Source organism: Paraburkholderia sp. EG286A (genome assembly GCF_040965375.1).
Taxonomy (GTDB): domain Bacteria; phylum Pseudomonadota; class Gammaproteobacteria; order Burkholderiales; family Burkholderiaceae; genus Paraburkholderia.
Genome location: NZ_JBFRCB010000005.1, coordinates 500,382 through 522,491 on the forward strand (window position 1 = coordinate 500,382; position 22,110 = coordinate 522,491).

14 protein-coding genes and 3 pseudogenes are annotated in these 22,110 nt (G+C 67.6%); 4 read left to right on the plus strand and 13 right to left on the minus strand.

Features of this window, described 5'->3' with window-relative positions:
- Positions 1-5 precede the first annotated feature (5 nt).
- The 8 genes and pseudogenes from tssB to tssJ all read right to left on the minus strand — a co-directional run bounded on the left by tssB (position 6) and on the right by tssJ (position 11,613).
- The gene (gene tssB, locus AB4Y35_RS25410) at positions 6-569 is read right to left on the minus strand and encodes a type VI secretion system contractile sheath small subunit (protein ID WP_368706489.1); all 564 of its coding nucleotides are present in this window, start codon (positions 567-569) and stop codon (positions 6-8) included.
- A gap of 121 nt (positions 570-690) precedes the next feature.
- The gene (gene tssA, locus AB4Y35_RS25415; protein ID WP_368706490.1) at positions 691-1,758 is read right to left on the minus strand and encodes a type VI secretion system protein TssA; all 1,068 of its coding nucleotides are present in this window, start codon (positions 1,756-1,758) and stop codon (positions 691-693) included.
- 21 nt (positions 1,759-1,779) lie between these two features.
- Entirely contained in the window at positions 1,780-3,786 is a 2,007-nt protein-coding gene (locus AB4Y35_RS25420; protein WP_368706491.1) for a serine/threonine protein kinase, read from the minus strand.
- 61 nt (positions 3,787-3,847) lie between these two features.
- A complete protein-coding gene (gene tagF, locus AB4Y35_RS25425) occupies positions 3,848-4,540 on the minus strand; it encodes a type VI secretion system-associated protein TagF (RefSeq protein WP_368706492.1) in 693 nt (230 codons plus the stop codon).
- On the minus strand, positions 4,522-8,175 hold the full coding sequence (tssM, locus tag AB4Y35_RS25430) for a type VI secretion system membrane subunit TssM (protein WP_368706757.1): 3,654 nt from the start codon (positions 8,173-8,175) through the stop codon (positions 4,522-4,524). Before tssM ends, tagF begins: the two co-directional genes overlap by 19 nt.
- Before the next feature lie 29 nt (positions 8,176-8,204).
- The gene (locus AB4Y35_RS25435; RefSeq protein ID WP_368706493.1) at positions 8,205-9,560 is read right to left on the minus strand and encodes a DotU family type VI secretion system protein; all 1,356 of its coding nucleotides are present in this window, start codon (positions 9,558-9,560) and stop codon (positions 8,205-8,207) included.
- 68 nt (positions 9,561-9,628) lie between these two features.
- Positions 9,629-10,990: pseudogene (tssK, locus tag AB4Y35_RS25440) on the minus strand (type VI secretion system baseplate subunit TssK); the annotation flags it as partial.
- 8 nt (positions 10,991-10,998) lie between these two features.
- A complete protein-coding gene (gene tssJ / locus AB4Y35_RS25445; protein WP_368691862.1) occupies positions 10,999-11,613 on the minus strand; it encodes a type VI secretion system lipoprotein TssJ in 615 nt (204 codons plus the stop codon).
- A gap of 294 nt (positions 11,614-11,907) precedes the next feature.
- Here tssJ and AB4Y35_RS25450 point away from each other — a divergent pair, with 294 nt between their 5' ends.
- The 3 genes and pseudogenes from AB4Y35_RS25450 to AB4Y35_RS25460 form a co-directional block, all read left to right on the plus strand.
- On the plus strand, positions 11,908-12,342 hold the full coding sequence (locus tag AB4Y35_RS25450) for a TssQ family T6SS-associated lipoprotein (protein ID WP_368691863.1): 435 nt from the start codon (positions 11,908-11,910) through the stop codon (positions 12,340-12,342).
- A gap of 57 nt (positions 12,343-12,399) precedes the next feature.
- Positions 12,400-13,743 (plus strand): type VI secretion system-associated FHA domain protein TagH, encoded by a 1,344-nt coding sequence (gene tagH, locus AB4Y35_RS25455; protein ID WP_368706494.1) that lies wholly within the window; start codon positions 12,400-12,402, stop codon positions 13,741-13,743.
- Positions 13,740-14,261 (plus strand): annotated as a pseudogene (locus AB4Y35_RS25460) (PP2C family serine/threonine-protein phosphatase); the annotation flags it as partial. The gene tagH and the pseudogene AB4Y35_RS25460, both read left to right, overlap by 4 nt.
- Before the next feature lie 48 nt (positions 14,262-14,309).
- Here the strand turns inward: AB4Y35_RS25460 and AB4Y35_RS25465 are convergent.
- The 4 genes and pseudogenes from AB4Y35_RS25465 to AB4Y35_RS25480 all read right to left on the minus strand — a co-directional run.
- A pseudogene (locus AB4Y35_RS25465) lies at positions 14,310-15,776 on the minus strand (NAD-dependent succinate-semialdehyde dehydrogenase); the annotation flags it as partial.
- An 82-nt stretch (positions 15,777-15,858) separates the two neighbouring features.
- Entirely contained in the window at positions 15,859-16,650 is a 792-nt protein-coding gene (gene hpaI / locus AB4Y35_RS25470) for a 4-hydroxy-2-oxoheptanedioate aldolase (RefSeq protein ID WP_368706495.1), read from the minus strand.
- Complete coding sequence (locus AB4Y35_RS25475) at positions 16,625-17,959, minus strand: MFS transporter (RefSeq protein ID WP_368706496.1); 1,335 nt, start codon at positions 17,957-17,959, stop codon at positions 16,625-16,627. Before AB4Y35_RS25475 ends, hpaI begins: the two co-directional genes overlap by 26 nt.
- Positions 17,960-18,016: 57 nt before the next feature.
- Positions 18,017-19,564, minus strand: coding sequence for a UxaA family hydrolase (locus tag AB4Y35_RS25480; protein ID WP_368706497.1), 1,548 nt, complete (start codon positions 19,562-19,564; stop codon positions 18,017-18,019).
- Positions 19,565-19,770: 206 nt separating this feature from the next.
- Here AB4Y35_RS25480 and AB4Y35_RS25485 point away from each other — a divergent pair, with 206 nt between their 5' ends.
- Positions 19,771-20,823, plus strand: a complete 1,053-nt coding sequence (locus AB4Y35_RS25485; protein WP_368706498.1) for a LacI family DNA-binding transcriptional regulator — start codon at positions 19,771-19,773, stop codon at positions 20,821-20,823.
- An 82-nt stretch (positions 20,824-20,905) separates the two neighbouring features.
- On the opposite strand, the gene AB4Y35_RS25490 is transcribed toward AB4Y35_RS25485, so the two are convergent.
- Positions 20,906-22,093 (minus strand): porin, encoded by a 1,188-nt coding sequence (locus AB4Y35_RS25490; protein WP_368706499.1) that lies wholly within the window; start codon positions 22,091-22,093, stop codon positions 20,906-20,908.
- Between the last annotated feature and the right edge of the window lie 17 nt (positions 22,094-22,110).

Sequence of the window (22,110 nt, forward strand, 5' to 3'; positions counted from 1 at the left end):
TGCTTTTAGTCGTGCTTTGGATCATTGCCGTGTTGCGGCGGGGCGTCCCCATCTTTCGGCCCGGCGAGCGCCCTCGGCTCGGAAAGCTCGGCCAGCAGCGCCGGATCGCCGAGCGCTCGCGCGATCAACGCCTCCGCGCCGCGCTTGCCGTCCATGTAAGAGAGCAGGTTCGCGAGCTGGGTACGCGCTTCGAGCAGGCGCCGCAGGGGCTCGACGTTGCGCGCGAGCGCGGCGGGCGAGAAGTCGTCGATACTGTTGAACGCGATCTCCACGCCGAGCACGCCGTCGCCCGTGAGCGTGTTGGGCACCTCGAACGCGAGCGCCGGCGCAATCGACTTCATGCGGTCGTCGAAGTTGTCGACGTCGATCTCCACGAAGCGGCGCTCGGCCAGCTCGGGCAGCGCATCGCTGCGATTGCCGGCGAGATCGGCCAGCACGCCCATCACGAACGGCAACTGCACTTTCTGCTCCGCGCCGTAGAGCTCGACGTCGTATTCGATCTGCACGCGGGGCGCGCGATTGCGTCCGATGAACTTCTGGGCTCCTGCCGATGACTTGTGTCGAGACATGTGAGTCAGCTCCCGCGCAACTCGTGCGCTTCACGGGGTCGATTACCGTATCGATCCCTGCGTTGATCCCTGCGCGGCCGTTGCGCATCCAGGGCCGCGCGCCGTCGTGCATCGCCGCGCATCATTGCGGCGACTCGTTGCGATGACCACTCAGATGGTCGAGCTCGCGCACGCTCTCCGGTGCGATGTCGCGGAAGATCTCGTAGAAGTTCAGCGAGAGCAGGCGTTGCGCGCGACGCAAAAAGATCGGCGCAGGATGGCTCGGCTCGTGCAGCTCGAAGTAGCGGCACATCTTTTCGAGCCCGAAGTCGATGTCGGACCGGCTCGATATCTCGGCGTCGCGCCACGCGGCGCCGTTTGCGCCATTGGCTGTGCCTGCGGCGGGCGGCGGCGCAGCGCCCCGCTGCTGCGACATGGGTTGCGGTTCTTGCCCGCCGGCTCCCGGCGCGGCTGCCTGAGCCGCTTCCGTTGTCCTGCGGGAAGGCAGCGCCGCAGCCAGGGTGGCGAGTTGCCGCTCGAGCGCGCTCGCATCGAGCGTCCACGCGTCGCCGAGCCGCTCGCCCACGATGCGCCGCAAATGCGCGAGTTGCTCCCGAATCGTGAGCCCCGCGTGCAGAGCCGGGCTGGCCGACTCGAGCGCGTCGCGCCACTCGCGCACGAGCCGCTCGCGTCCGCCGGCGTAGGTGTCTGCGTGCCCCCCATCGGCACCCTCGCCCTGCTGCAGCACGTCGAGCGCCGCGCTCACGCTCAGCGCGCCGAGAAGCGGCCGCTCGCGCGCGGCGCGCGCGCAGCCCTGCGGGCCGGCAAGCTCGGCGAGAACATTGAAGCGCGGCAGCGGATCGGGCGTGCCGTCCACGGCGAGCATGGGATACAGCGGCTCCCAGTACGTGTCGAGCAGCGACGTCGCGAGACGCAGCCCGTCGGCGTAGCCTTCCAGACCGCGGCTGTCGATCCACGCATACGTGAGCGGCACGACGACGCGCAGATCCTTCGTGCGTGCGAGCAGCGCGAGCGCGATACGCTCCACGTCGCGCCATGCGGGCGGCTGCGCGGCGATGCGGGTCTCGCCGTACTGCTCGTCCGGCTTGCCGGCGGCGCTGCGCTGAAGCGCCAGAAAGTCGGCGTCGTATTCGAGGTCCGGTCCGCACGGCGCGTCGGCGCTGATCGGTGCGAGCAGGGTGTCGATCATCGGGCGGTCTCCTTGCTGGAATTACTCGAACGTATGGCTGATTTCGAGCGGCGCGCTGCCCGCATCGAGCGTCACCATGCGCACGTACGGCTTCGACGTGCCGTTGCGGATCTCGATGCGATGGGTGCCCGGCGCCAGACTCGCCGTGCGAAACGGCGGACTGACTCCGCGCCGCACGCCGTCGACATAGACCTCGCCCCACGGAACGATCTGGAAGTGCACGCGCACGGGCGGCAGCGGCGCGGGCGTGCGCACCGAAGAACGCGGCGCCGGCGCGACGACCGGCGGGGATGCGTCGGACACCGCAGGCGAGGCTTGTGCTTCAGCGGGCGGCTGGGCCGCTGCGTTCGTTTGGGCCGGCTGCACCGTTGCAGTGGCGGCAGCGGCCGCATCGGTCGCGTTGGCGGGCTTGTCCTTGCCCGCCTGGACTTCGACCACGGTCGTGTCGGTGGTCATCGCAGGCGCAGCGGGCATCAACCCCGACGCGCCCGGCTGCTGCTGCGCCTGCGCGGACGACTGCCCCGGCGCGTTGGCGCCGGGAAGCGCCTGCGCGAGAGCAGGCGCATGGCTCGCCGGCGCGGGCGGCGCACTGCGGCTCGCGGCCGCCTGCCGGGGAACGGGCGGCGCGTGAATCGCGAACCGCAGAACGGGAACACCCACTACGAGAATGAGCAGCAGGACCAGCGCAGGGATGCGGAACGTGCGCCAACTGAAATGCCGATGAAAAGATTCGGATACCGTACTTTCACGGCGTTCCACCGTCTCCGTGGAGACTTCTCCGGCCGGATGGGCAGCAACTTGCTCGTGAGCGGCCTCCCGCGCTGACGCGTTTTGCGCTTGCGGCGCCGCGTCGTCATGCGGCCGGGCATCGACAGACGCCGGTGTTTCGGCTCCATCGCCTTCGTTCGTGGCAGTGGAAGTGGCATCGGCGGCAGCAGGCGCGGCCTCTGCGGCGGGTGTCTCTCCTTGCGGCGCGGGCGCTTCGTGCGTGGCGTCGCCTCGCGCGCTCGTCGCCGCAACGTCAGCGGCAATGCCTGGCGCGCGAGCGGGCGCATCATAGCCCGCGGGCACGAACACGCTTGGCGAGACCTCGTGCAAGTCGAGCGCCTGGGCAAATGCGCCGACCGAATCGGGCCGGTCCTCGATGCGCAGCGCGAGCGCGTGATCGATCGCGGCCCGCAGGCGCTCGCCGTAATGCTCGCCGTCATGCCCGGCGGCTTCACGGCCCGCCAGCGGCCGGTACTGATCCTGAATGCTGCGCACCACTGCCGCCGGCGGCAGTTCACCGGTGATCAGCGCATAAGCGAGCGCGCCCAGCGCATAGATGTCGGTCCAGGGTCCTTGCCTGAACGCGGGATCGTCGGTGTATTGCTCGATCGGCGCGTAGCCGGGCTTGAGCATCATGGCCGTCTCGTCGACCATGTCGCCGATCAGCTTGCGCGCCGCGCCGAAGTCCAGCAGCACCGGGTTGCCGTTGGGCAGCATGAGGATGTTGTCGAGCGAAATGTCGCGGTGAAAGCACTGCGCGCGATGCAGCACGTCCAGCGCGCCCAGCACCGAAGCGAGCATGCGCCGCAGCGCCGCTTCGCTCATCTGCTTGCCGCGCTTCTGGAGTTGCTCGAGCGTCTGGCCTTCGTAGAACGGCATCACCATATAGGCGGTGCCGTGGCTCTCCCAGAAGTGCAGCACCTTCACGAGCCCCGGATGGTCGAACTGAGCGAGCAGCCGCGCCTCGTTCAGGAACGCGGCGCGGCCCGCGTCGAACGCCTGCGAAAAGCGCGCCGCGCGCAGCGCGACCGTGAAGTCGCCGGCGCGCGAAGCGAGCATCGCGGGCATGTATTCCTTGATCGCGACCGCGCGCTGCAGCGTGCGGTCGAACGCCCGGTAGACGATGCCGAAGCCGCCCTTGCCCAGCACCGAGTCGAGCTCGAACCCGGCGAGGCGGTGGCCGTTCGGCAACGGCCGCACGCCATCGGCGCCAGGCGGCGCGGCGTGTGCCGCCGCTTCGGCGTAGTGCGATTCGGTCATGTCCCTCCTCCGTGCGCGGCGCGCGCGCCGCCGCGCCACACGTTCTGCGGGGCGGCGCGTCTCATCGCTCGCCTCTGCCCGGCTCGCCGAAGAGCCGCTGGAACAGCGCGGTGTCGAGCCCACCCGTGTGGACGTCGGTGCGCGGCGCGCCGTCTCCGGCATCGGTCCACCAGAAGCTCGTCATGCCGTTCGGGTCGAAGTATTCCCACAGGTTCGGCCAGCCCCCGTTTGCGGCGGTGGCCTCGCGGGCGCCGTCGCGCGCGCCGTCTCGCGGGGCGCGCGCCGCGTCGTCGCGCAGCCCCTCGGCCAGCGCGAGATCGAACTCCTCCGGCCCATGCGCGCGGCGGATCGCGTCCTGAACGATGGCGTCCATCGCCCGGATGCGCGCGTCGGCGCAAGCGAGCGCCGGCTCGCCGGGTCTCCCGTAGCCCGCGTGAGCGGCCGGCGCGATGGCCTGCGAGACGACGAGTGGATAGCGCCGCCCGACGCGATCGTGGCTCGGCGCGACGCAACCGAGCTGCACCCAGCCGTCGCCGCTGCCGGCGGGAATCGCGAAGCGCCAGACCGGCGCGCGCACGTCGAGGCCCGCGCGAGCGGAGGCCATGCCCTGCGCGAGCCAGCGCTCCCAGGTGCGCGCGAGCTGGCCCGGCATGCGGCGGCCCACGAAGTCGCCCGCCCCCGGCAACTTGCCGTACCACGCCGGCAACCCGAATTCAGCGCCGATGCAGGCACCGTTCATGATTTCCCCGGACACGAGAACGACTCCAGTTGGGTAAGACGCAAGGGATTGCGCACGCTGTCCGCCGTCACCTGCATGGCGAGCGCGTGATGATCCACGTTGAAGCCAACCACCATTTGTTCGGATGCCTGAGCATGTGCCGGTGCGCCGCGATCGAACAGGCGCATCAGCGCCCACGGCCCCTGGATCGTGAAGCCATCGGTCGCGCCCGACTGATCGGTGATCTGCAGGCTCACCTGGTTCATGCCGCGCGGGCCCGGCCACTGCACCGTGACGGGGGCCTGGGGCCCATGCGCGTAGCGCACCTGCTGGCCGTCCACGTCGAGTGTCCATTCGGAGATTTCCGGGTCCATGTCGAGCGGCTTGATCTCCACCTTGATGGTCGGCTCGCGCGCGCCGCCGGGAAAAAACGCGTCGCGTATCACCGCGGCCTTCTCGAACGAGGCGAGCAACGCGCTGTCACCGGACGCGCCGGCTCCGCCGATGAAACGCCACGGCTGGACGCTCGCGTCCACGCGGCTTTGCAGGTTCTTCTGGAAGAAGTCGTCCATCAGGCCGCCCGGCGCGAACACGCGCGCGAAGTCGCCTGGCGCCACGTCGCGTGTCGAAGCGTGCGCGAACGGATAGCGCCCCGCGATCGCCTGGCGACAAAAGTCGCCGATGTTGACGGACGCGTTTTGCGCGAGATTCTGGTCGACGTTGCGCGTCACGTTGCTCTGCGCGGCGTTCGCGAGGTCGCCCAGCATCTGCCGGAACGGCGCGGGCATGCGGCCCGCCTGGGCGCGGATCTGGTCGGCGCTGTCCGACTGCGGCGGGGTCCCGCCGCCGCGCAGTGCGGCGTCGGCGGCCGTGAGCCACGTATAGAGTCCGTCGATCGATTTGAGGACGGCCGCCAGCGCCGCGCTCGTGCCGCTTGCGCCATTCGCGCCGGCGCCGCCCGCCGCGAGGCTGCTGAACTCGCGCAGGTCCGCGAAGTGGGCGTCGACCACCGCTTCGGGGCGGCTCGACTCGCCCGCTGCGTCGTCGCCGCCCTGCGGCTGACCCAGGATCTGCGCCAGCGATTCACGCGCCTGGTTCACCTTGTCCTGCGCGTTCGCGGCGAGGCCGCTCGCGCCGCCCGGCGCGTTCACGCTCTGCGAGAGCGTCGTTTGCCGCGCGGCGGCATCGGCGAGTCGCGCGAGGGGCGAGTCCTGCGACGAGAGAATGCGGGCGATCTGCGTTGTCTGCGCAAGCGTCGACGTGCTCTGCAAGCGCAGATCGCCGAGATAGCCGTCCCAGCGGCGGATGTAGTCGTCGAAATAGAGCGAGCGCACGTCCTTCGCCCGCGCGCTCACCTCTGCTGGTGTCGCCGCTTCCGGCGCGCTCAGCCCGAGCACCCAGACTTCGTCGCGGCCGAACGCATCGACCGCCGCCGCGAGCCGCCGGTCGAAGACCTTCCAGTAGCCATCGTAGGTGAACAGGCCCGGCACGGCGTCGCTCAGGCTCGCGCCGCTCGCGCGCCGGAACACCAGTGCGCCCGAGGGGCCCGCCATCTGCGCCGCGCTCACGTCCGAGGCCGCCGCGGCGGGCCGCAGCGTGCGCGCGAGCTGCGCATAGAGCCGCTGCGCGAACGTCAGGCGCGTGAGTTTCTCGCGCGCGCCGGCCACCATCTGCTCGTTCTGCGCAAATGGCGAAACCACCACGCGGCCCGCGAAGAGCGCCGCCATGTGCGCCCGCAGATCGTTGCGCTGCGCGGACGTGAGATTCGCGCCCGGCGCCGAGGCGATCTCGAGATCCAGGACCGCCTGCACGAAATCCGGATCGTAATGAGCGGTGTCGTGGAGCATCAGATACGCCTTGAGGGCCGCGTAGAGATAGGCGGGGTCGTCGGGCGGCGCGTCGCGCACCGCCGTTTCGAGGCGCCGCGCAGCGAGCGGCAGCAGCAGTTCGTCGAGCGCGCGGTGATAGACGTTCTCAGCGGCGGACTGCACCTTGTCGCCCTGGAAGAGTCCCCAGCGGTACGCGAGCGACGGGTTGGCCGGATCGACGCCATCCACGTGTGCGATGTTGCGAATCGCGTCGAGCATGGGCAGCACGCGCGCGATATTGTCGGCGTCGGTGATGGTCACGCCCTGGAGCGCGTGATCGATCTGCGGCACGTTCGCCTCGATCGCGGCGAGGTACGCCCGGTTGCGCGCGTAGCTGCCCACCCACGCAGCCAGCGCGCCCGCCAGCAGGAGTGCGAGGAGCGCGTAGCCCACGAGCGCCAGCATGCGCTGGCGCTGGTACCAGCGCAGATCGGTGCCGGCGAGCCGCGCCTCCTTGAAGATGAGTTCCTGCAGCAGGTCCTTGAGGAAAAAGCTGCGCCCGCTCGCCGCCGCATGAGGCGCCGGCGGCGCGCCGTCGATCTTCAGGAAGCGCTTGATGCCGCCCATCACGCGGTCGAAGACCGTGCCTTCCTGCGTGCCGCTCGTGAAATAAACGCCACGCAGGAGCGGCATCGAATCGAATTGCGAGCTCGAGAACACCTGCTCGACGAACTGTCCGAGCACCTCCTGCAGGCCGCTGAACTGCTGCGGCAGCGAGTAGATGAGCTCGCGCCTGCGCGCGTCGGGTTCGGCGCTGAAGAGTTCCGGCAGCGCGTCGTTCAGGCGCCGGTGCAGCAGCCGGTATTCGCGATCGAACACCGTACGCAGGCTGAAGTCGCGCGCCTCGGTCTCGGCGAGCGCGATCGTGAAGCCCCACACCTGTGCGCGCTCGGTGCGATTGAAGCGCGCGAAATACTCGTTGAAGCCGGAGAGCAGGTCCGCCTTCGTCACGAGCACATAGACCGGCAACTGGATACCGAGCTCCGTACGCAGCTCCTGCAGTCGCTTGCGCAGCGCCATGGCGTGCGCGGTGCGCTCGACCTCCGTCGCGCCCAGCAGATCCGATACGCTGATCGTGAGCAGCGCCCCGTTCAGCGGCTGGCGCACACGATACTTCTTGAGCAGCGAGAGGAAGCCCGACCATTCGTCCTGATCGAGCGCCCGATTGCTTTCGTGCGTCGCATAGCGGCCGGCCGTGTCGATCAGGACGGCTTCGTTGGTGAACCACCAGTCGCAGTGGCGCGTGCCGCCCACGCCGCGGATCGCGGCCTTGCCGAACTGCTCCGCGAGCGGAAACGTCAGCCCCGAGTTGACGAGCGCCGTGGTTTTGCCCGAGCCGGGCGCGCCGATGAAGACGTACCACGGCAGTTGGTAAAGATACTGCCGCGTGAACCCTTCGAACCAGCGCCGGGTGCGTCCCCGCAGGCCCTGAGCGACCTGTGTGCCCTGCCCGCCCTGCGCGGCGCCGAGCCGTGCGTTGCGCAACAGCCGCGCGGCCTCGTCGAAGCGGCTGCGCAGTTCCTGGGCGTGCGGTGCTTCCTCCACATGCGTAGGGCGTTCTTCAACGGGCTCGCGCAACTGGCTCAGCAACTGCGCGTTGAGCTGTGCGGCGCGCCAGTGCCGATACCCCGCGCGGCCGGCCCACACCGCGAACAGCAGCACGATGACGAGCACGCGCGCCACGGCGCTGTCGAGCGGCCGGTACGCACCCACCGCGATCAATGGTCCGACGAGCCAGATGAGCGCCGCGAGCGCGACCAGCCCGATCACGGCCCAGACGCGCGCGCCCAGCAGCGCACGCACCCCGCCCCACGCGGAACTCGCGACGCGGCTCACGGAGCGTCTCCCGAGCCCGGCGTCGCGAGCTTCGGCGGCGCGGCGCGCAAGGTGATCTCGACGCGCCGGTTGCGCGCCCGGTCCGCCGCATTGTCGTTCGGCGCAACGGGATCGGTGGCGCCGCGCCCTTCGGCGCGCACGCGGGTGCTGTCGCCAAGACGCGCGGCAAGGATGCTCGCGACGGCCTGCGCGCGCTCGACCGAGAGGTCCCAGTTCGACGGAAAGCGCGCACTATGCACCGGCACGTTGTCCGTGTACCCGGCCACGACCACTGCGCCAGGGACCTGCGCGAGCGCTGCGGCGACGCGCGCGAGCGTCGGCTGATAACGGTCGATCACGGTGGCGGATCCGGACTCGAAGAGCCCGTCGCCGCGCAGCACGATCACGCTGCGGTCGGCGAGATCGCGCACTTCCACGAGACCTTCGGCGATCTCCGGCGCGAGAAAGCCCGCGAGCCGCGGCGGCGGCACGGGGCGCACCGCCTGCGGCTCGGCCGCCTGGAGGCGCACGCTCGGCACCTGGAGGCGGCCAATCATCGCGAAAGCCTTGTCGGAGCGGCCGGCCAGCGCGAGATCGAGCCCGACATAGACGCCGAAGCCCAGCAGCACCGTCAACGCGGCGCAGGCCCAGAGCGGCACGGCGAAGCGCTGCGGGTCCTCGCGCGCGATCTCGTCGCGCCAATGCGTGGACAGCGCCGCGTCGTAGTCGCCGCGTACGCTGCGGATCGTGCGCGCAAGCGTGTGCCGCAGGTCGTCGAGCTGCGCGCGGCCGTTGTCGAGCACGCGATAGCGTCCCTCGAAGCCGAGCACGAGGCAGTAGTAAAGCAGTTCGAGCAGATTCAGCTGCTCGCGCGGCTGCTGCATCAAACGATTGAGGAGTTCGAAGAATTTTTCTCCGCCCCACGTCTCGTTGTGAAACGCGACGAGCAGGCTGTTCGCCGACCAGTCGCCCGATCCGCCCCATGGCGTGAGCGCCGCGGCTTCGTCGAGGGCCGTGCACAGGCAATAACGCGCCGCGCCGATCTGCTCGGGCGAGGCGAGCGCATCGCGCGCGCGTTGTTCGAACTGGCGGATCTCGTTGGCGAGATGCTCGCGCAGCCACGCCGGGTTCGGGTGGTGCACGGTGTAGCGAATCTGCGGAATCAGATTCAGCAGCGCGTTGGCCGCGGCGACGAGTGGGTTGCCGCCATCCCCGGAAGCTGCCGGGCCCGGGAACCAGTGCGCCTGCTCGTGAAGCGCGTCCGCCTGCCACGCCTCGTCGCCAGGCGCCGGGCCGAACCCGGAACGCGAAGTCGTGAAAGCGCCGTGTCCGGAAGCGCGTTCGGCGGAGACGGGATCGTTGAGCGGATTCATCGGATGTCCCGCTCACGCGTGTCGCCTGCGCGCATGCCGCCTGCGCGCATGCCGCCTGCGCGCATCTCGCGGATCGCCCAGAACTCCATCGCCAGGCCCGGGAAATCGCCCGCAAGATGAAGCGCGAGGCCCCCCGAGCGTTCGAGCTGGCGCCAGAGGTCGCCGCCCTTGTCGACCTCGAAGTAGCTGTGGCCCGCGTGGTAGGGAATCTGATGCGGCGCGACCGGCAGCGGCCGCACGGCGATGCCCGGCAACTGCAGTTGCACCAGATCGCGAATGCGCTCCACCGGGCCCAGCTTGATCTGGGACGGAAAGCGCGCACGCACGCTCTCGGCGGGAATATCGGCGCGCACGGCCAGCACGAAGCCCGCATCGCGCAGCAGCGAAGGGTCGGCGATCACGGCGACCCGCACGCCGTTGCCGGCTTCTTCGAGCGCGATCTGCAGCGCGTGCTGGTCGAGCACTGTCGCGAGCGAGCGGCGCAGCTCCGCGAAAAGCGCGCCGAAGGTCGCGCGCAGGTCGTCGTGCTGATACACCGGCAGCACCTCGGGCCGCCGTGAAGCCGCCGTGAAGGTGGCGAAGTCGGCGGCCAGCTTGAGCCAGTCGCGAAACAGCAGCTCCGGGTGAATACCCGGCGTTTGCGCCGTGTGCGACGCGATCGCGAGGTAACGGTTGACGAGCTGCAACAGCAGGAAGTCGGCGACTTCCGACACGCCGCCGCGCCCCGCCTGCGCCAGGCGCCCCGCCAGCAGCTCGCTGCGTTGCGAGAGCAGCCGGTCGAGCTCCTGCACATAGCCCGCGAGCTGCGGGTGGGCATGCGCGTCGAGCAGCGGCGGAATATACGTTTCCTCGATCACCAGCTGGCGGTCAGTGCGCCGCTCCACCACGCGCAGCACACCCATTGCGTGCCAGTCGTCGTCCACCTCGGCGGCGAGCGCGAGCTTCAGCTTCAGTCGTCCTAACTGAACCAGCGCAGGCTCCAGCCGGACCTCGTTGACATCGGCGATCTCGGCTTCGTGCGCCAGATAGCGCGCAAGCATGCGTTCGCCGCCGCCGAACGTCACCTGTGCGCTGCTGCTGCGCAACGCCGGCAGCGCGAGCACGACCGTGGCGTCGCGCACATCGGCGCTCACCTCGAGCGCTTCGGGCGCCTCGTCGAGATGCGAGAAGTCGAACGGCGTGCCGTCCGGCAGGATGCCGCTTGCCGCGCGCAGCATCACCTTGCCAAGCGCCAGCGCCTCCTCGTCGATCTGCAGCGATGCGAAGCCCCACAGGAAGCGCTGCAGCGGCGCGCAGCGCAAGTGCACATAGCGCTCGAAATAGCGCTCGAGCTGCTGGAAATGTTGCGGCCGCAAAAACATGCCTTCGGACCACACCACCCGGTCGCGCAGTCCGGCGCTGCCCGTGGCAGGCGCAACAGGAGGATTCATGCGGTCGTTCATCGTGCGTCACCGCCGGCCGGCGTCGCGACGAGCCCGTCGCCCTGCACCACGATCACGAAATGCGCTTCGGATGGCTTGCCCTGCCAGAACTTGAACAGATTGGTGCTGGCGGGCTGCGGCAGCGCCACGGTAATTTTCCAGCGGCGCTTTTCGAGGGTGCGATAGCCTGCCACGATGCCTAGACTGCGCACCGATTCGCCGCCGGTGTAGTGGAGCGTGCGCGACTCTCCGGGTCTCAGGACGATCCGGTCCGTGCCCGCCAGCTCCGCGCCCAGCGCGTCCTCAGGCTTGTTCTGCAGAGAGAAATAATCCGCCCTCCTGAAATTATTATCGGATTTGAGCTGAAACGTTTGCAATGCAACAGGAGCAGGCCGGTTTTGCGAGTCGCGATTAACGTCAGCCGCCACCTGAAACGTGACGGCATAAGGGACCGGCAGATCTTTCTCTGTCGATGCGCACCCGCACAATAATAAAAGGGCAAAATATATCCCTTCGCGTGGATTATGCACGCGCTTAAATGGCACTCCGTACATACCGTCCAAACCCTCTGAATCAGCGCGAATTCTCGTTGCAAATTCAAAGGCAAAAACGTCCCCCGCCCCTGCATTCATGCCTGAATTCAGGGGTTGGAAGTCTCTGCTCCCGGAACGCTTGCCCCGAAATTTTCCGCGTCAACAAGCGGAATTGGGGCAATGCATTTCGAATATTCGCGGAATTAAATTAATCTATCGCCGGCCGTGTCTCACGAGTAATAATTCATATGATGAAAATTCAGGTGACTAGACTATAGTTCGTACGATTCGTGATCGCAACGCTCTCCGAATGCCACCTCTATAAAAAATTTCACGGGCCGTAGAAATTACTTTCATGGCTCGCATGAAGAAGTAAATACCGGATCGCCGAAAATGACCTGGCCGATTACGTGGAACTTGTTACGTGCGAGTCGCACGCGGGCTGCCCTCGCGGGCGCATTTTTACTGGCCCTGGCCGCGACACTTCTTGCCGAGGGCGGTTGCACGAGCCTGTCGCCCGCGCAACGCACCGCCGCGAATGCCGTTGCTGCCGCACAGGACTCGTACGCTGCGGGCGACTACCCGCGCACCATCCAGCTGCTACGCAACAGCAACGCCTTCGTCGACGGCGACCGCTCCACGCAAATCGACGCGCACAAGCTGATGGCGTTCAGCTACTGCGTGACGAACCGCGTTGCGCAGTGCCGCTCGGAGTTCGAGGCGATCTTGCGGATCGATCCGCATTTCGAATTGTCCGCCGCGGAGAAGGGACACCCGATCTGGGGACCCGCATTCGACGCCGCGCGCCGCAAGGTGGCACCCTCCTGATGGACCGTCCCGCGCTGCGCGCTCTTTTATCCGTCTTTATGTGATTCAGTCCGCATCATGCAATTGACCGTCATCGAGTACGCAGGAGAACCGGTCCACGCCGAAACCAGCGTGGAATTTCGTCCGCCGGGCGGCACGATCGGACGCAACGCCGACAACCAGATGGTGCTGCCCGACGAAACGCGTCAGGTTTCGCGGCTGCAGGCGCTGCTGCAGATCGACGGCGACCACTGCGTGCTGAAGAATCTGAGCAGCGTCTCGGTGGTGGAGATCAACGACACGCCGCTCGAATACACCGAGGAGCATGCGCTCGAATCCGGCGACGCGATCCGCATCGGCCCGTATGTGTTGCGTGCGCAGGCGGGTGTTGGCGGCAACGCTGGTGCGACGAGTGCAAGCGCGGCCGCTACGCCTCGCGCGCAATCGGGCGCGAGGCAAAGCACGGCAACCGCCGCGCTCGACGACACGCCGCCCATCCCCACCGATCCCCTCGCGCTTTTCGCACGCCCAGGCGGTGCCGACTCGTCAATGGCGCAGCCCGTCACGACGCAGGCGGCGCAATTCGCGTTGCGCAGCGCCATCGAGCGTGCGGCCGATACGCCTTTGCGCACGAGCGCGTTCGCAAAACCGGACGCCGGGCGTGAGCGCGATGCACTCTCGCGCACGCCGCGACCGGCACCTCAAAAACCGGCGGCCGCAAACGACAAAAGCGACGCAAAAAGCGCGTACGTGCCGCCATCATCCAGCACCGCCTCGGCGGATGCGGACACTGCCTCCACGGCGCCCGACTCGGCCGACGCCCTGCTTTCCGCCTTCCTGCGCGGCGCGGGTCTCGACAAGGCCACCTGCGACTGGTCAACCGAGCAATTGCACACTGCGGGGCAACTGCTCGCGCTGTTCGCCAATGGCACCGTCGAGCTGCTCTCCTCGCGCAGCATCCTCAAACGCGAAGTGAAAGCCGACATGACTGTGCTGCTCGATCGCGAGAACAACCCGCTGAAGCTGCTGCCCGATGGCAGTGCGGCGCTACGGCAGATGTTCGGCCTGCCGTTCCCCGGCTTCATGACGCCGCCCGGCGCCGTGGAAGACGCATTCCACGACCTGCAGGCGCACCAGATCGCCATGGTCGCGGGCATGCGCGCCGCCTTGAACGACCTGCTGCAGCGCTTCTCGCCCTCGCGTCTCGCCGAACGAAGTGCGCCGAGCCGCTACGAACAGCTCCTGCCGATGCTGCGCAAGGCGCGCTTGTGGAATCGCTATGAATGCATGCACCACGAGACGATGCTCGCCGTGGAGGATGACTTCAGCGCCGTATTCGGCAGGGCCTTCCTGCGCGCGTACGACGACGAGGTGAGGAACTATCACGCGCGACGCCGCCCAGCGCGTTCTGCCGACGCATGAATCTCTCGTGCGCCCAGTTCTCGCGCGCGGGACAGCGGGACAGCAACCAGGATGCGCTTGGCTATACGATCACGGACGACTACGCCTGCTTTGTCGTGAGCGACGGCGTCTCCGGCGATGCGGGCAGCGAGATCGCCTCGCGTTGCGCAGTCGAGCGCATCCTCCACCGGGCGCAGCACACCGGCCGCACGCTCGCGCAGATCTTGCTCGAGTGCATCGAGGAAGCACACGCCGCGATTCTCGCGATGCAGCAGCGCGACCGCGAGCGCGGCCGCATGAGTGCGACCGTCGTGGCGCTCTTCATCGACCGGCGGCACGACATGGCGCAATGGGTCCATCTCGGCGACAGCCGGCTCTACCGGTTCGCACGCGGCGCGCTAATCGAACAGACGCGCGATCATAGCGTGCGACAGCAACTGCTGGACGCGGGCCTGCCAGGCGACGGCGTCAATCCCGCCTGGCTGCATATGGCGCTCGGCATGCGCGGCCAGATCGCACCCGCGATCAGCCCGCCGCACGCGCTCGAAGACGGCGATGTGTTCTTGCTCTGCACCGATGGGCTCTGGCAATCCGTCGCGGAAGAGATACTTGATGCTGAGGTAGTCGTCGAGGCCGTACTTCGAGCCTTCGCGCCCGTAGCCGGACTCCTTCACGCCGCCGAAAGGCGCCGCTTCGCTGGCCACGGCGCCTTCGTTGATGCCAACGATACCGACTTCGAGTTTGCGCGCCACGCGATCGATCCGGCGTACGTCGTTCGTGTAGAAGTAAGCCGCGAGACCGAAAGGCGTGTCGTTTGCGATCCTGATGACGTCATTCTCGTCCATGAAGCGGAACAGCGGCGCGACAGGACCGAACGTTTCCTCGCAGCACAGCACCATCGCGTCGGTCGCGTCGGCGAGCACGGTGGGCGCGTAATAGTTCGGCCCCAGTTCGGCGAGCCGTTTGCCGCCGGCGAGTACGCGCGCGCCATTCGCCACGGCATCGTCGACGTGCTTCGCGATCTTGTCGATCGCACGCTCGTTGATCATCGGACCGATCTGCGCCTTCGGGTCCGTTGCCGGTCCCACGTGAAGCGCCGCGACGCGCCGCGCCAGCAGCTCCCCGAATCGTTCGTACACCGATTCATGCACGTAGATGCGGTTGGGACACACGCAGGTCTGCCCGCCGTTGCGGAACTTGGCCGCCATCAGGCCGTTGACGGCCGCGTCGAGGTCGGCGTCCTCGAATACGATAAACGGCGCGTTGCCGCCCAGCTCCAGCGAGAGCTTCTTGAGCGTGCCCGCCGATTCGCGCGCCAGATGCTTGCCCACTGCCGTCGAACCCGTGAAGGTGATCTTGCGCACGCGGTCGTCGGCGAGCCAGTCGGCCACGGCGGCGATGCCTTCGTCCCGCGCGGCCGAGATCATATTGAGCACGCCGTCGGGCAAGCCCGCTTCCCGCGCGAGCGCGGCCAGCGCGAGCGCCGTAAGCGGCGTGTCCTCGGCGGGCTTTGCCACGACCGTGCAGCCGGCCGCGAGCGCCGGCGCGATCTTGCGCGCGATCATCGCGAGCGGGAAATTCCACGGCGTAATCGCGGCGACCACGCCGATCGGCTCCTTGATCGCGCTCATGCGCTTGCCGCGCTGCGTCTGCGGAATGATGTCGCCGTAGACCTTGGTCGCCTCTTCGGCGAACCACGCGACGTACGACGCACCATACGCGACCTCGCCGCGCGCCTCCGCGAGCGGCTTGCCCTGCTCCATCGACATGAGGCGCGCGAGGTCCTCGGCGTTCGCGATGATGAGCGCGTGCCAACGGTTGAGCACGTGCGCCCGCTCGCGGGGCAGCTTGTCGCGCCAGGCGGGCAAGGCGCGGCTCGCCGCGTCCGTCGCCGCGCGGGCGTCGGCGGCGCTGCTGTTGGCCACCTGCGCGAGTGTGGCCTGCGTCGCCGGATTCGTCACGGCGTAACGGTTGCCTCCGGCGGCGGCGCTCCACTTGCCGTCGATGAAATTATCCTGTCGAAGCAGTTCGCCTCGCGTCAACTCCAAACTCACTGCGTGCTCCTTTCTACAAGGGATATCGTGAACTGCCAGACAGTCGCGACGGGTGTGCCAGGCGAACCGACCGCGCGCGGCCTTAGGCCGCCGTGCGCACGTCCGCGAAATCGCGCGCAAGCTTGCGCGCCGCGTTCGCGAACATCAGGATGTCCACGCCCGTCGCGACGAACGTGCAGCCGAGTTCGAGGTAATGGCGCGCGAGCCCAGGGTCGGACGTGAGGGTGCCCGCCGCCTTGCCCGACGCGACGATCGTGCGGATCGCGCCGTCGATCGCCTGCTGCACTTCGGGATGCGTGGCCTTGCCGCGATGGCCCATCGACGCGGCGAGATCGGCCGGTCCGATGAACACGCCGTCCACGCCGTCCACCGCGCAGATCGATTCGAGGTTGCCCAGCGCCGTCGCCGTTTCGGCTTGCACGAGCAGGCACACTTCGTCATCCGAAATATCGAGGTAGTCGGTACGCAGGCTCCAGCGCGACGCACGGCCCACGGCGCTGCCCACGCCGCGAATGCCATGCGGCGGATAGCGCACGGCGGCAACGAGCGCGCGCGCTTCGGCGGCGGTATCGACCATCGGCACGAGCAGGTTGCGCGCGCCGATATCGAGCAGACGCTTGAGCAGCGCCGGATCGCCGTTCACCGGGCGCACGACCGGCTCGCCCGGGTACGCCGCCACGGCCTGCAATTGCGCGAGGATCGTGCGCAGCTCGTTGGGTGCGTGCTCGCTGTCGATGAGGAGCCAGTCGAAGCCCGCCGTCGCACTCACTTCGGCGAGATACGGATCGGCCATGGAAAGCCAGAAGCCGACCTGCTTCCTGCGCGCGGCGAGCGCCGCCTTGAACGGATTAAGCCCTGACGTCTGCGGGTTCATGAATGCGTGTCTCCTGTGAGGGGTCGCCGAATTGGATGGGTTCCACCTTCCCGAGGAGGAACAGATAGTTGACGATCGCAATGCCGATCAGCGCCGCCGAGAACAGCAGCGCGGCAACGAACGAGCCGGTCGCGCCGACGATGGCGCCCGTCACGATCGGGCCGACCACGCCGCCGAGATTCGACACCGTGTTTTGCAGGCCCGCGATCATCGAGACCGCATTGGGCGGCGCGACGTCGCCGGGCAACGCCCACACCTGCGAGGCCGCGACCGTGGTGCCGGACTTGGCGATGCACAGCAGCAGCACCGCCACGAGCGCCGAATGCGCGAACGCCGCGAAGCCGATGCTCGACGCCATCACGAGCCCGATCACGAGAAACAGCTTGCGCGTTGCCGTGAGCGAAAGCTTGCCGCTCGCGAACACGCGATCCGAAGCCCAGCCCGCGAAAATCTCGACGACGATCGACACGAGCAGCGGTAGCGAGGCCATCCAGCCCATTTGCAGCACGCTCATGCCGCGCTCCTTCATCAGATACGTAGGCAGCCACGTGATGAAGAAGTACGAGTTGTAATTGATCATGAAAAAGCCGATGCACATCGCCCACACATTGCGGTGCGCAAGCAGCTTGCGCCACGGCGGACGCACGGGCGGCCGCGCGCTTTGCGCGCCTTTATCGCTTTCGATGTGCGCGAGTTCCGCCGCATTCACGCGCGGATGATCGGCGGGCGAATCGGTGAAGCTCGCGAGCCACACGACGAACCACACGATGCCGAGCAGGCCCGTGAGCACGAAGGTCATCTTCCAGTCGAACGCGGCCAGCATCCACGCGATCAGCGGCAAGGCGATCGCGCCGCCCAGCTTCGAGCCGCTGTCGAAAATGCCCGCGGCGGTCGCGCGTTCCTTGCGCGGAAACCAGCGCGTGGCGATCCCGGCGTTGCTCGGGTACGCCCCCGCCTCGCCCACGCCCAGCGCCACGCGCAATCCGACGAGCGAGCGAAAACCGCTCGCGAGGCCCGTCATCGCCGTAGCCAGCGACCACCAGAGCACCGCGAAACCCAGCACTTTCTTCTGGCCCAGGCGATCGGCGAGCAAGCCCGCAGGCAATTGCAGCAACGCATACGACCAGAAGAACGCGGACATGACGATGCCCATCTGCATCGCGTCGAGATGAAACTCCGACTGAATTTTCGGCGCCGCCGCCGAAAGCACCGTGCGATCGATATAGTTGATCGCGATCGCGGCCCACATGAGGCCCGCGACCCACCAGCGCATCTTCGAGCGGCCATGCCGTTGCGCAGATTCGAGCATCTGCTGTCTCCCTACCTGTTCTATTGAAGTCGATTCGAGGCGCGCAGTGACGCGCCCTCAGCTCACGATACCCATGTGCCAGGGCACGAACTCGTTGTCGCCGAGTCCGAGCAACTCGCTCTTCGTGCGCTCGCCCGAAGCCGCGCGCACGATCAGATCGAAGATGTCCTGACCCATTTCCTCGATCGTGCGTTCGCCGTCGATCACGAGACCGCAGTTGATGTCCATGTCCTCTTCGAGGCGCGTGAACATGGGCGTATTGCTCGCGAGCTTGAGCGTCGGCGCGGGCTTCGAGCCGAACATGGAGCCGCGGCCCGTCGTGAAGCAGATCAGGTTCGCGCCGCTCGCGATCTGTCCCGTCACCGCGACGGGATCGTAGCCGGGCGAATCCATGAAGACGAAGCCCGCGCGATCGATCGGCTCTGCGTATTCGTACACGGCCTGCAACGGCGTCGTGCCGCCCTTCATCGCGGAACCGAGCGACTTTTCGAAGATGTTGGCGAGACCGCCCTGCTGGTTGCCCGGCCCGACCACGCCGTTGAACTGGCCATTCTGGCCGCGCGTATAGCGCTCCCACCACGCGAGCCGGTCGAGCAGCTTCTGCCCGACTTCGGGCGACACGGCGCGGCGTGTGAGCATGTATTCGACGCCATGAATCTCGGGCGTTTCGGAGAGGATCGCGGTGCCGCCGTGCCGCACGAGCAGGTCCATCGCCGCGCCCAGCGCCGGATTCGCGGTGATGCCCGAGAACCCGTCCGAGCCGCCGCATTCGAGACCGATCTTCAGATGGCTGACGGGCACCGGCGTGCGCACGATGTCGTTCGCGGCGGGCAGCATGGCCTGCACGGCCTGGATGCCGGCTTCGATCGTCGCGCGCGTGCCGCCCGTATCCTGCATCACCAGCGCGTGCACGGCCTTGCCCGTCTTCAAGCCTTGCGAGTCGAGCAGATCGCCGACCTGGTTGCGCTCGCAACCCAGCCCGACGATGAGTACGCCGCCCAGGTTAGGATGACGCGCGTAGCCCGCAATGGTCCGGCGGAGCACGTCGAAGTGCTCGCTCGGCGAGGACATGCCGCAGCCGCTGGTTTGCGCGAACGCGACCACGCCGTCGACATTGGGATAATCGCGCAGGCGCTCGGGCGTGAAGTAATCGGCGATATGGCGAATGACCGTGGCCGAACAATTGACCGACGCGATAATGCCGACGAAGTTGCGCGTGGCGACGCGGCCGTCGGCCCGTACGATGCCGTTGAACGTCGCGCGCTGTTCCGGCGCGACGTAGTCTACGGGCCTCACGTCGAGACCGAAGCCCGGATCGCGAGCGAAATCGACGAGCGTGATGTTGTGCGTGTGGACGTGGTCGCCGGGCTCGATGTCGCGCGCGGCCACGCCGATCACGGTGTCGTACTTGCGGATGGGCTCGCCCGCCGCAATGCGCCGCGCCGCCACCTTGTGGCCCGCCGCGACCTGGGCGCGCAGGCGAATCGCTTCGCCCTCGATCTGGACTTGATGCCCGATCGTCAGCGGCTCGCGCGCGATCAGGACGTTGTCATTCGGGTTGAGCCGGATCAGCGGCCCGTTATAGGACTTGTTGGACTGGAGCATGCGCCTGTCTCCGCTGACGATCCGGAGAGCGCACGGCGGCGCCTGCTCCGGTCCCATGCGAGATGGTTGCTGGCCGCGCCGGGGAACGCGCCGCCTTTCGTTCTGGAACACCGTTACCGGTTAATGTAACCGGTAACATAGGTGCCATCGTAGTACAGTTTTGGGATAATTGCCAACACCTTTTTGCAGCAGGAGCGCCCGCGCCCGTGACCAAGACCTCGACAGAATTCGCCCCGCCCACCGCCGGCACCGCGTCGCGGCGTGCCCGCAAGAACACCGGCCGGGTCACGCTCAGCGATCTGGCCCGTCTGACCGGGGTCACGAAGGTCACGGTTTCACGCGCCCTCAACAATCCCGAACTCGTTTCGGTCGAAACGCTGGAACGCGTGCGCGAAGCCGTGCGGCAAACGGGCTACACGCCCGACCTGATCGCGGGCTCGCTCGCCTCGAATCGCAGCCACCTCGTCGTCGCGCTGATCCCGGCGATGGCGGGCAGCGTGTTCCAGGAAACCGTCGCCGCCCTGACTGCGGAGCTGGAGACGGCCGGCTATCAGTTGCTGCTCGGCCAGAGCGGCTACGACGAATCGCGCGAAGAGGCGCTGCTCGACGCCATCATCGGCCGGCGTCCGGCCGGCATCGTGCTCACCGGCGTGATCCACTCGGAGGCGTCGCGGCAGAAACTGCGCGCCGCCGGCATTCCCGTGGTCGAAACGTGGGACATCACGCGCTCGCCGCTCGACATGCTGATCGGCTTCTCGCACACGCGCGTGGGCGAGGCGGCGGCGCGCTACCTGCGCGAGCGCGGCGCGCGGCACCCGGCCATCGTCACGCCGGGCGACCGCCGGGCGACACTGCGCGCGAATGCCTTCATCGAAGCCTTCGGCAGCGAGCGCGAGATTCCCGTGGCCGCCGTGCCCTCGCCCGCGCATCTCGGCGACGGCCGGCGCGCGCTCGCGCAGCTGCTCGACGACCATCCGCAGATCGACGCGATCTTCTGCGGCGCCGATATCATGGCGCTCGGCGTGCTCATGGAAGCCCATGCGCGCAGGCTCGACGTGCCGGGGCGCCTCAAGGTGATTGGCTACGGCGACCAGAATTTCGCCGCCGACACCGACCCGGCCCTCACGACCATTCGCATCGACGGTACGAAGATCGGCAAGCTGGCAGCGTCCATGCTGATCGAGAAGATCGAGACCGGCACGAGCAAGCGCGCGAAAGTCGACGTCGGTTTCACGCTGATCGAGCGCGGCTCGGCCTGAGTTTCATCGCGTCGCGATGACAACGCAAAAAAGGCCTCGCAAACATCGCGAGGCGTTTTGCTTTTAACGCGTGAAAACCTGATCAGAACTTCGTGCGGATGCCCGTGAACACGTCGACCTGACGATTCGTGGACGACGCGCCGCCCGCATACGCGATCGCCGCGATCCTGCTGTAAGACGAACCCACGCGCGTCGACGCGTCGCCGGCCGCGAGCTGATACGTGCCCGAGAGGTAGACGTCCGTGCGCTTCGAGAGCGCGTAGTCCACGCCCAGCGTGAACTGATGCCACTTCGGCTTGAGCGTCGCGCCGCCCGTGCCCGGCAGGCCGTTCGCGCGGCCGTCCGTGAACGTGTACACGCCGATCAACGTCGTGGCCGGCGTGAGCGAGTAACGCAGATTCGCGTCGTAGTTGTTGAACTTGCGCGTGGAACCGTCGTTGTAGTTGAGTTCCGTGTGGCTGAACGCAAAGCCCGCAATCGCGCTGCCGATCTTGTAGTTCGCGCCGGCCACCGCGATCTGCTGACGGGCCACGCCGCCATCGAGGCCGTAGAAGAACCCGCCGCTGTAGTCGTCGCCGGTCGTGCTCGATGCGCCGCCGATCGCGCCGCTCGTGTTGGTCGTCGTGTTCGGATGATCGAGCAGCACGTAGCCGCCGCCGATCGAGAGCGGACCGTTCACGTAGTTCGCCGCGACGCCCCATGCGCGGTTGTTGCCGAAGCCTTGCCCGGCCGAGCCGCTCGCCTGGTTGCTGAACGCGTACATGCCGTCGACCGTGAAGCCCGCGATGGTGTCGCTGCGGAACTTTACCGCGTTGTTGATGCGGAACGTCTGGTTCAGGTTGTCGTTGTCGCCCACGTGGGTGGACGGCGACCACGTGCCCGGACCCGCGTATTGCGCGACCAGGTCCGCCAGCGGTTCATACTGGCGGCCGAGCGTGAACGTGCCGATGCCGCTCTTCGCAATGCCGACGAACGCGCTGCGGCCGAACAGGCGCCCGCCCTGTGCGGCTGTGCCGTCGCTGGGCTTGAAACCGCCTTCGAGCGTGAATACCGCGCTCAACCCACCGCCGAGATCCTCATTGCCTTTCAGGCCCCAACGGCTGCCGCTCAGGCGGCCGCTCGTCAGCTGGAACGCCGAGCCGCCCTTGATGTTATTGACGTAGCCGATACCGGCATCGACGAGACCATACAACGTGACGGAGCTCTGGGCCTGCGCCACGACGGGTGCGACGGACAAAAGCCCGGCCGCTGCGAAAAGTGCTTTTTTCATACAGGTGACCTGTCTGG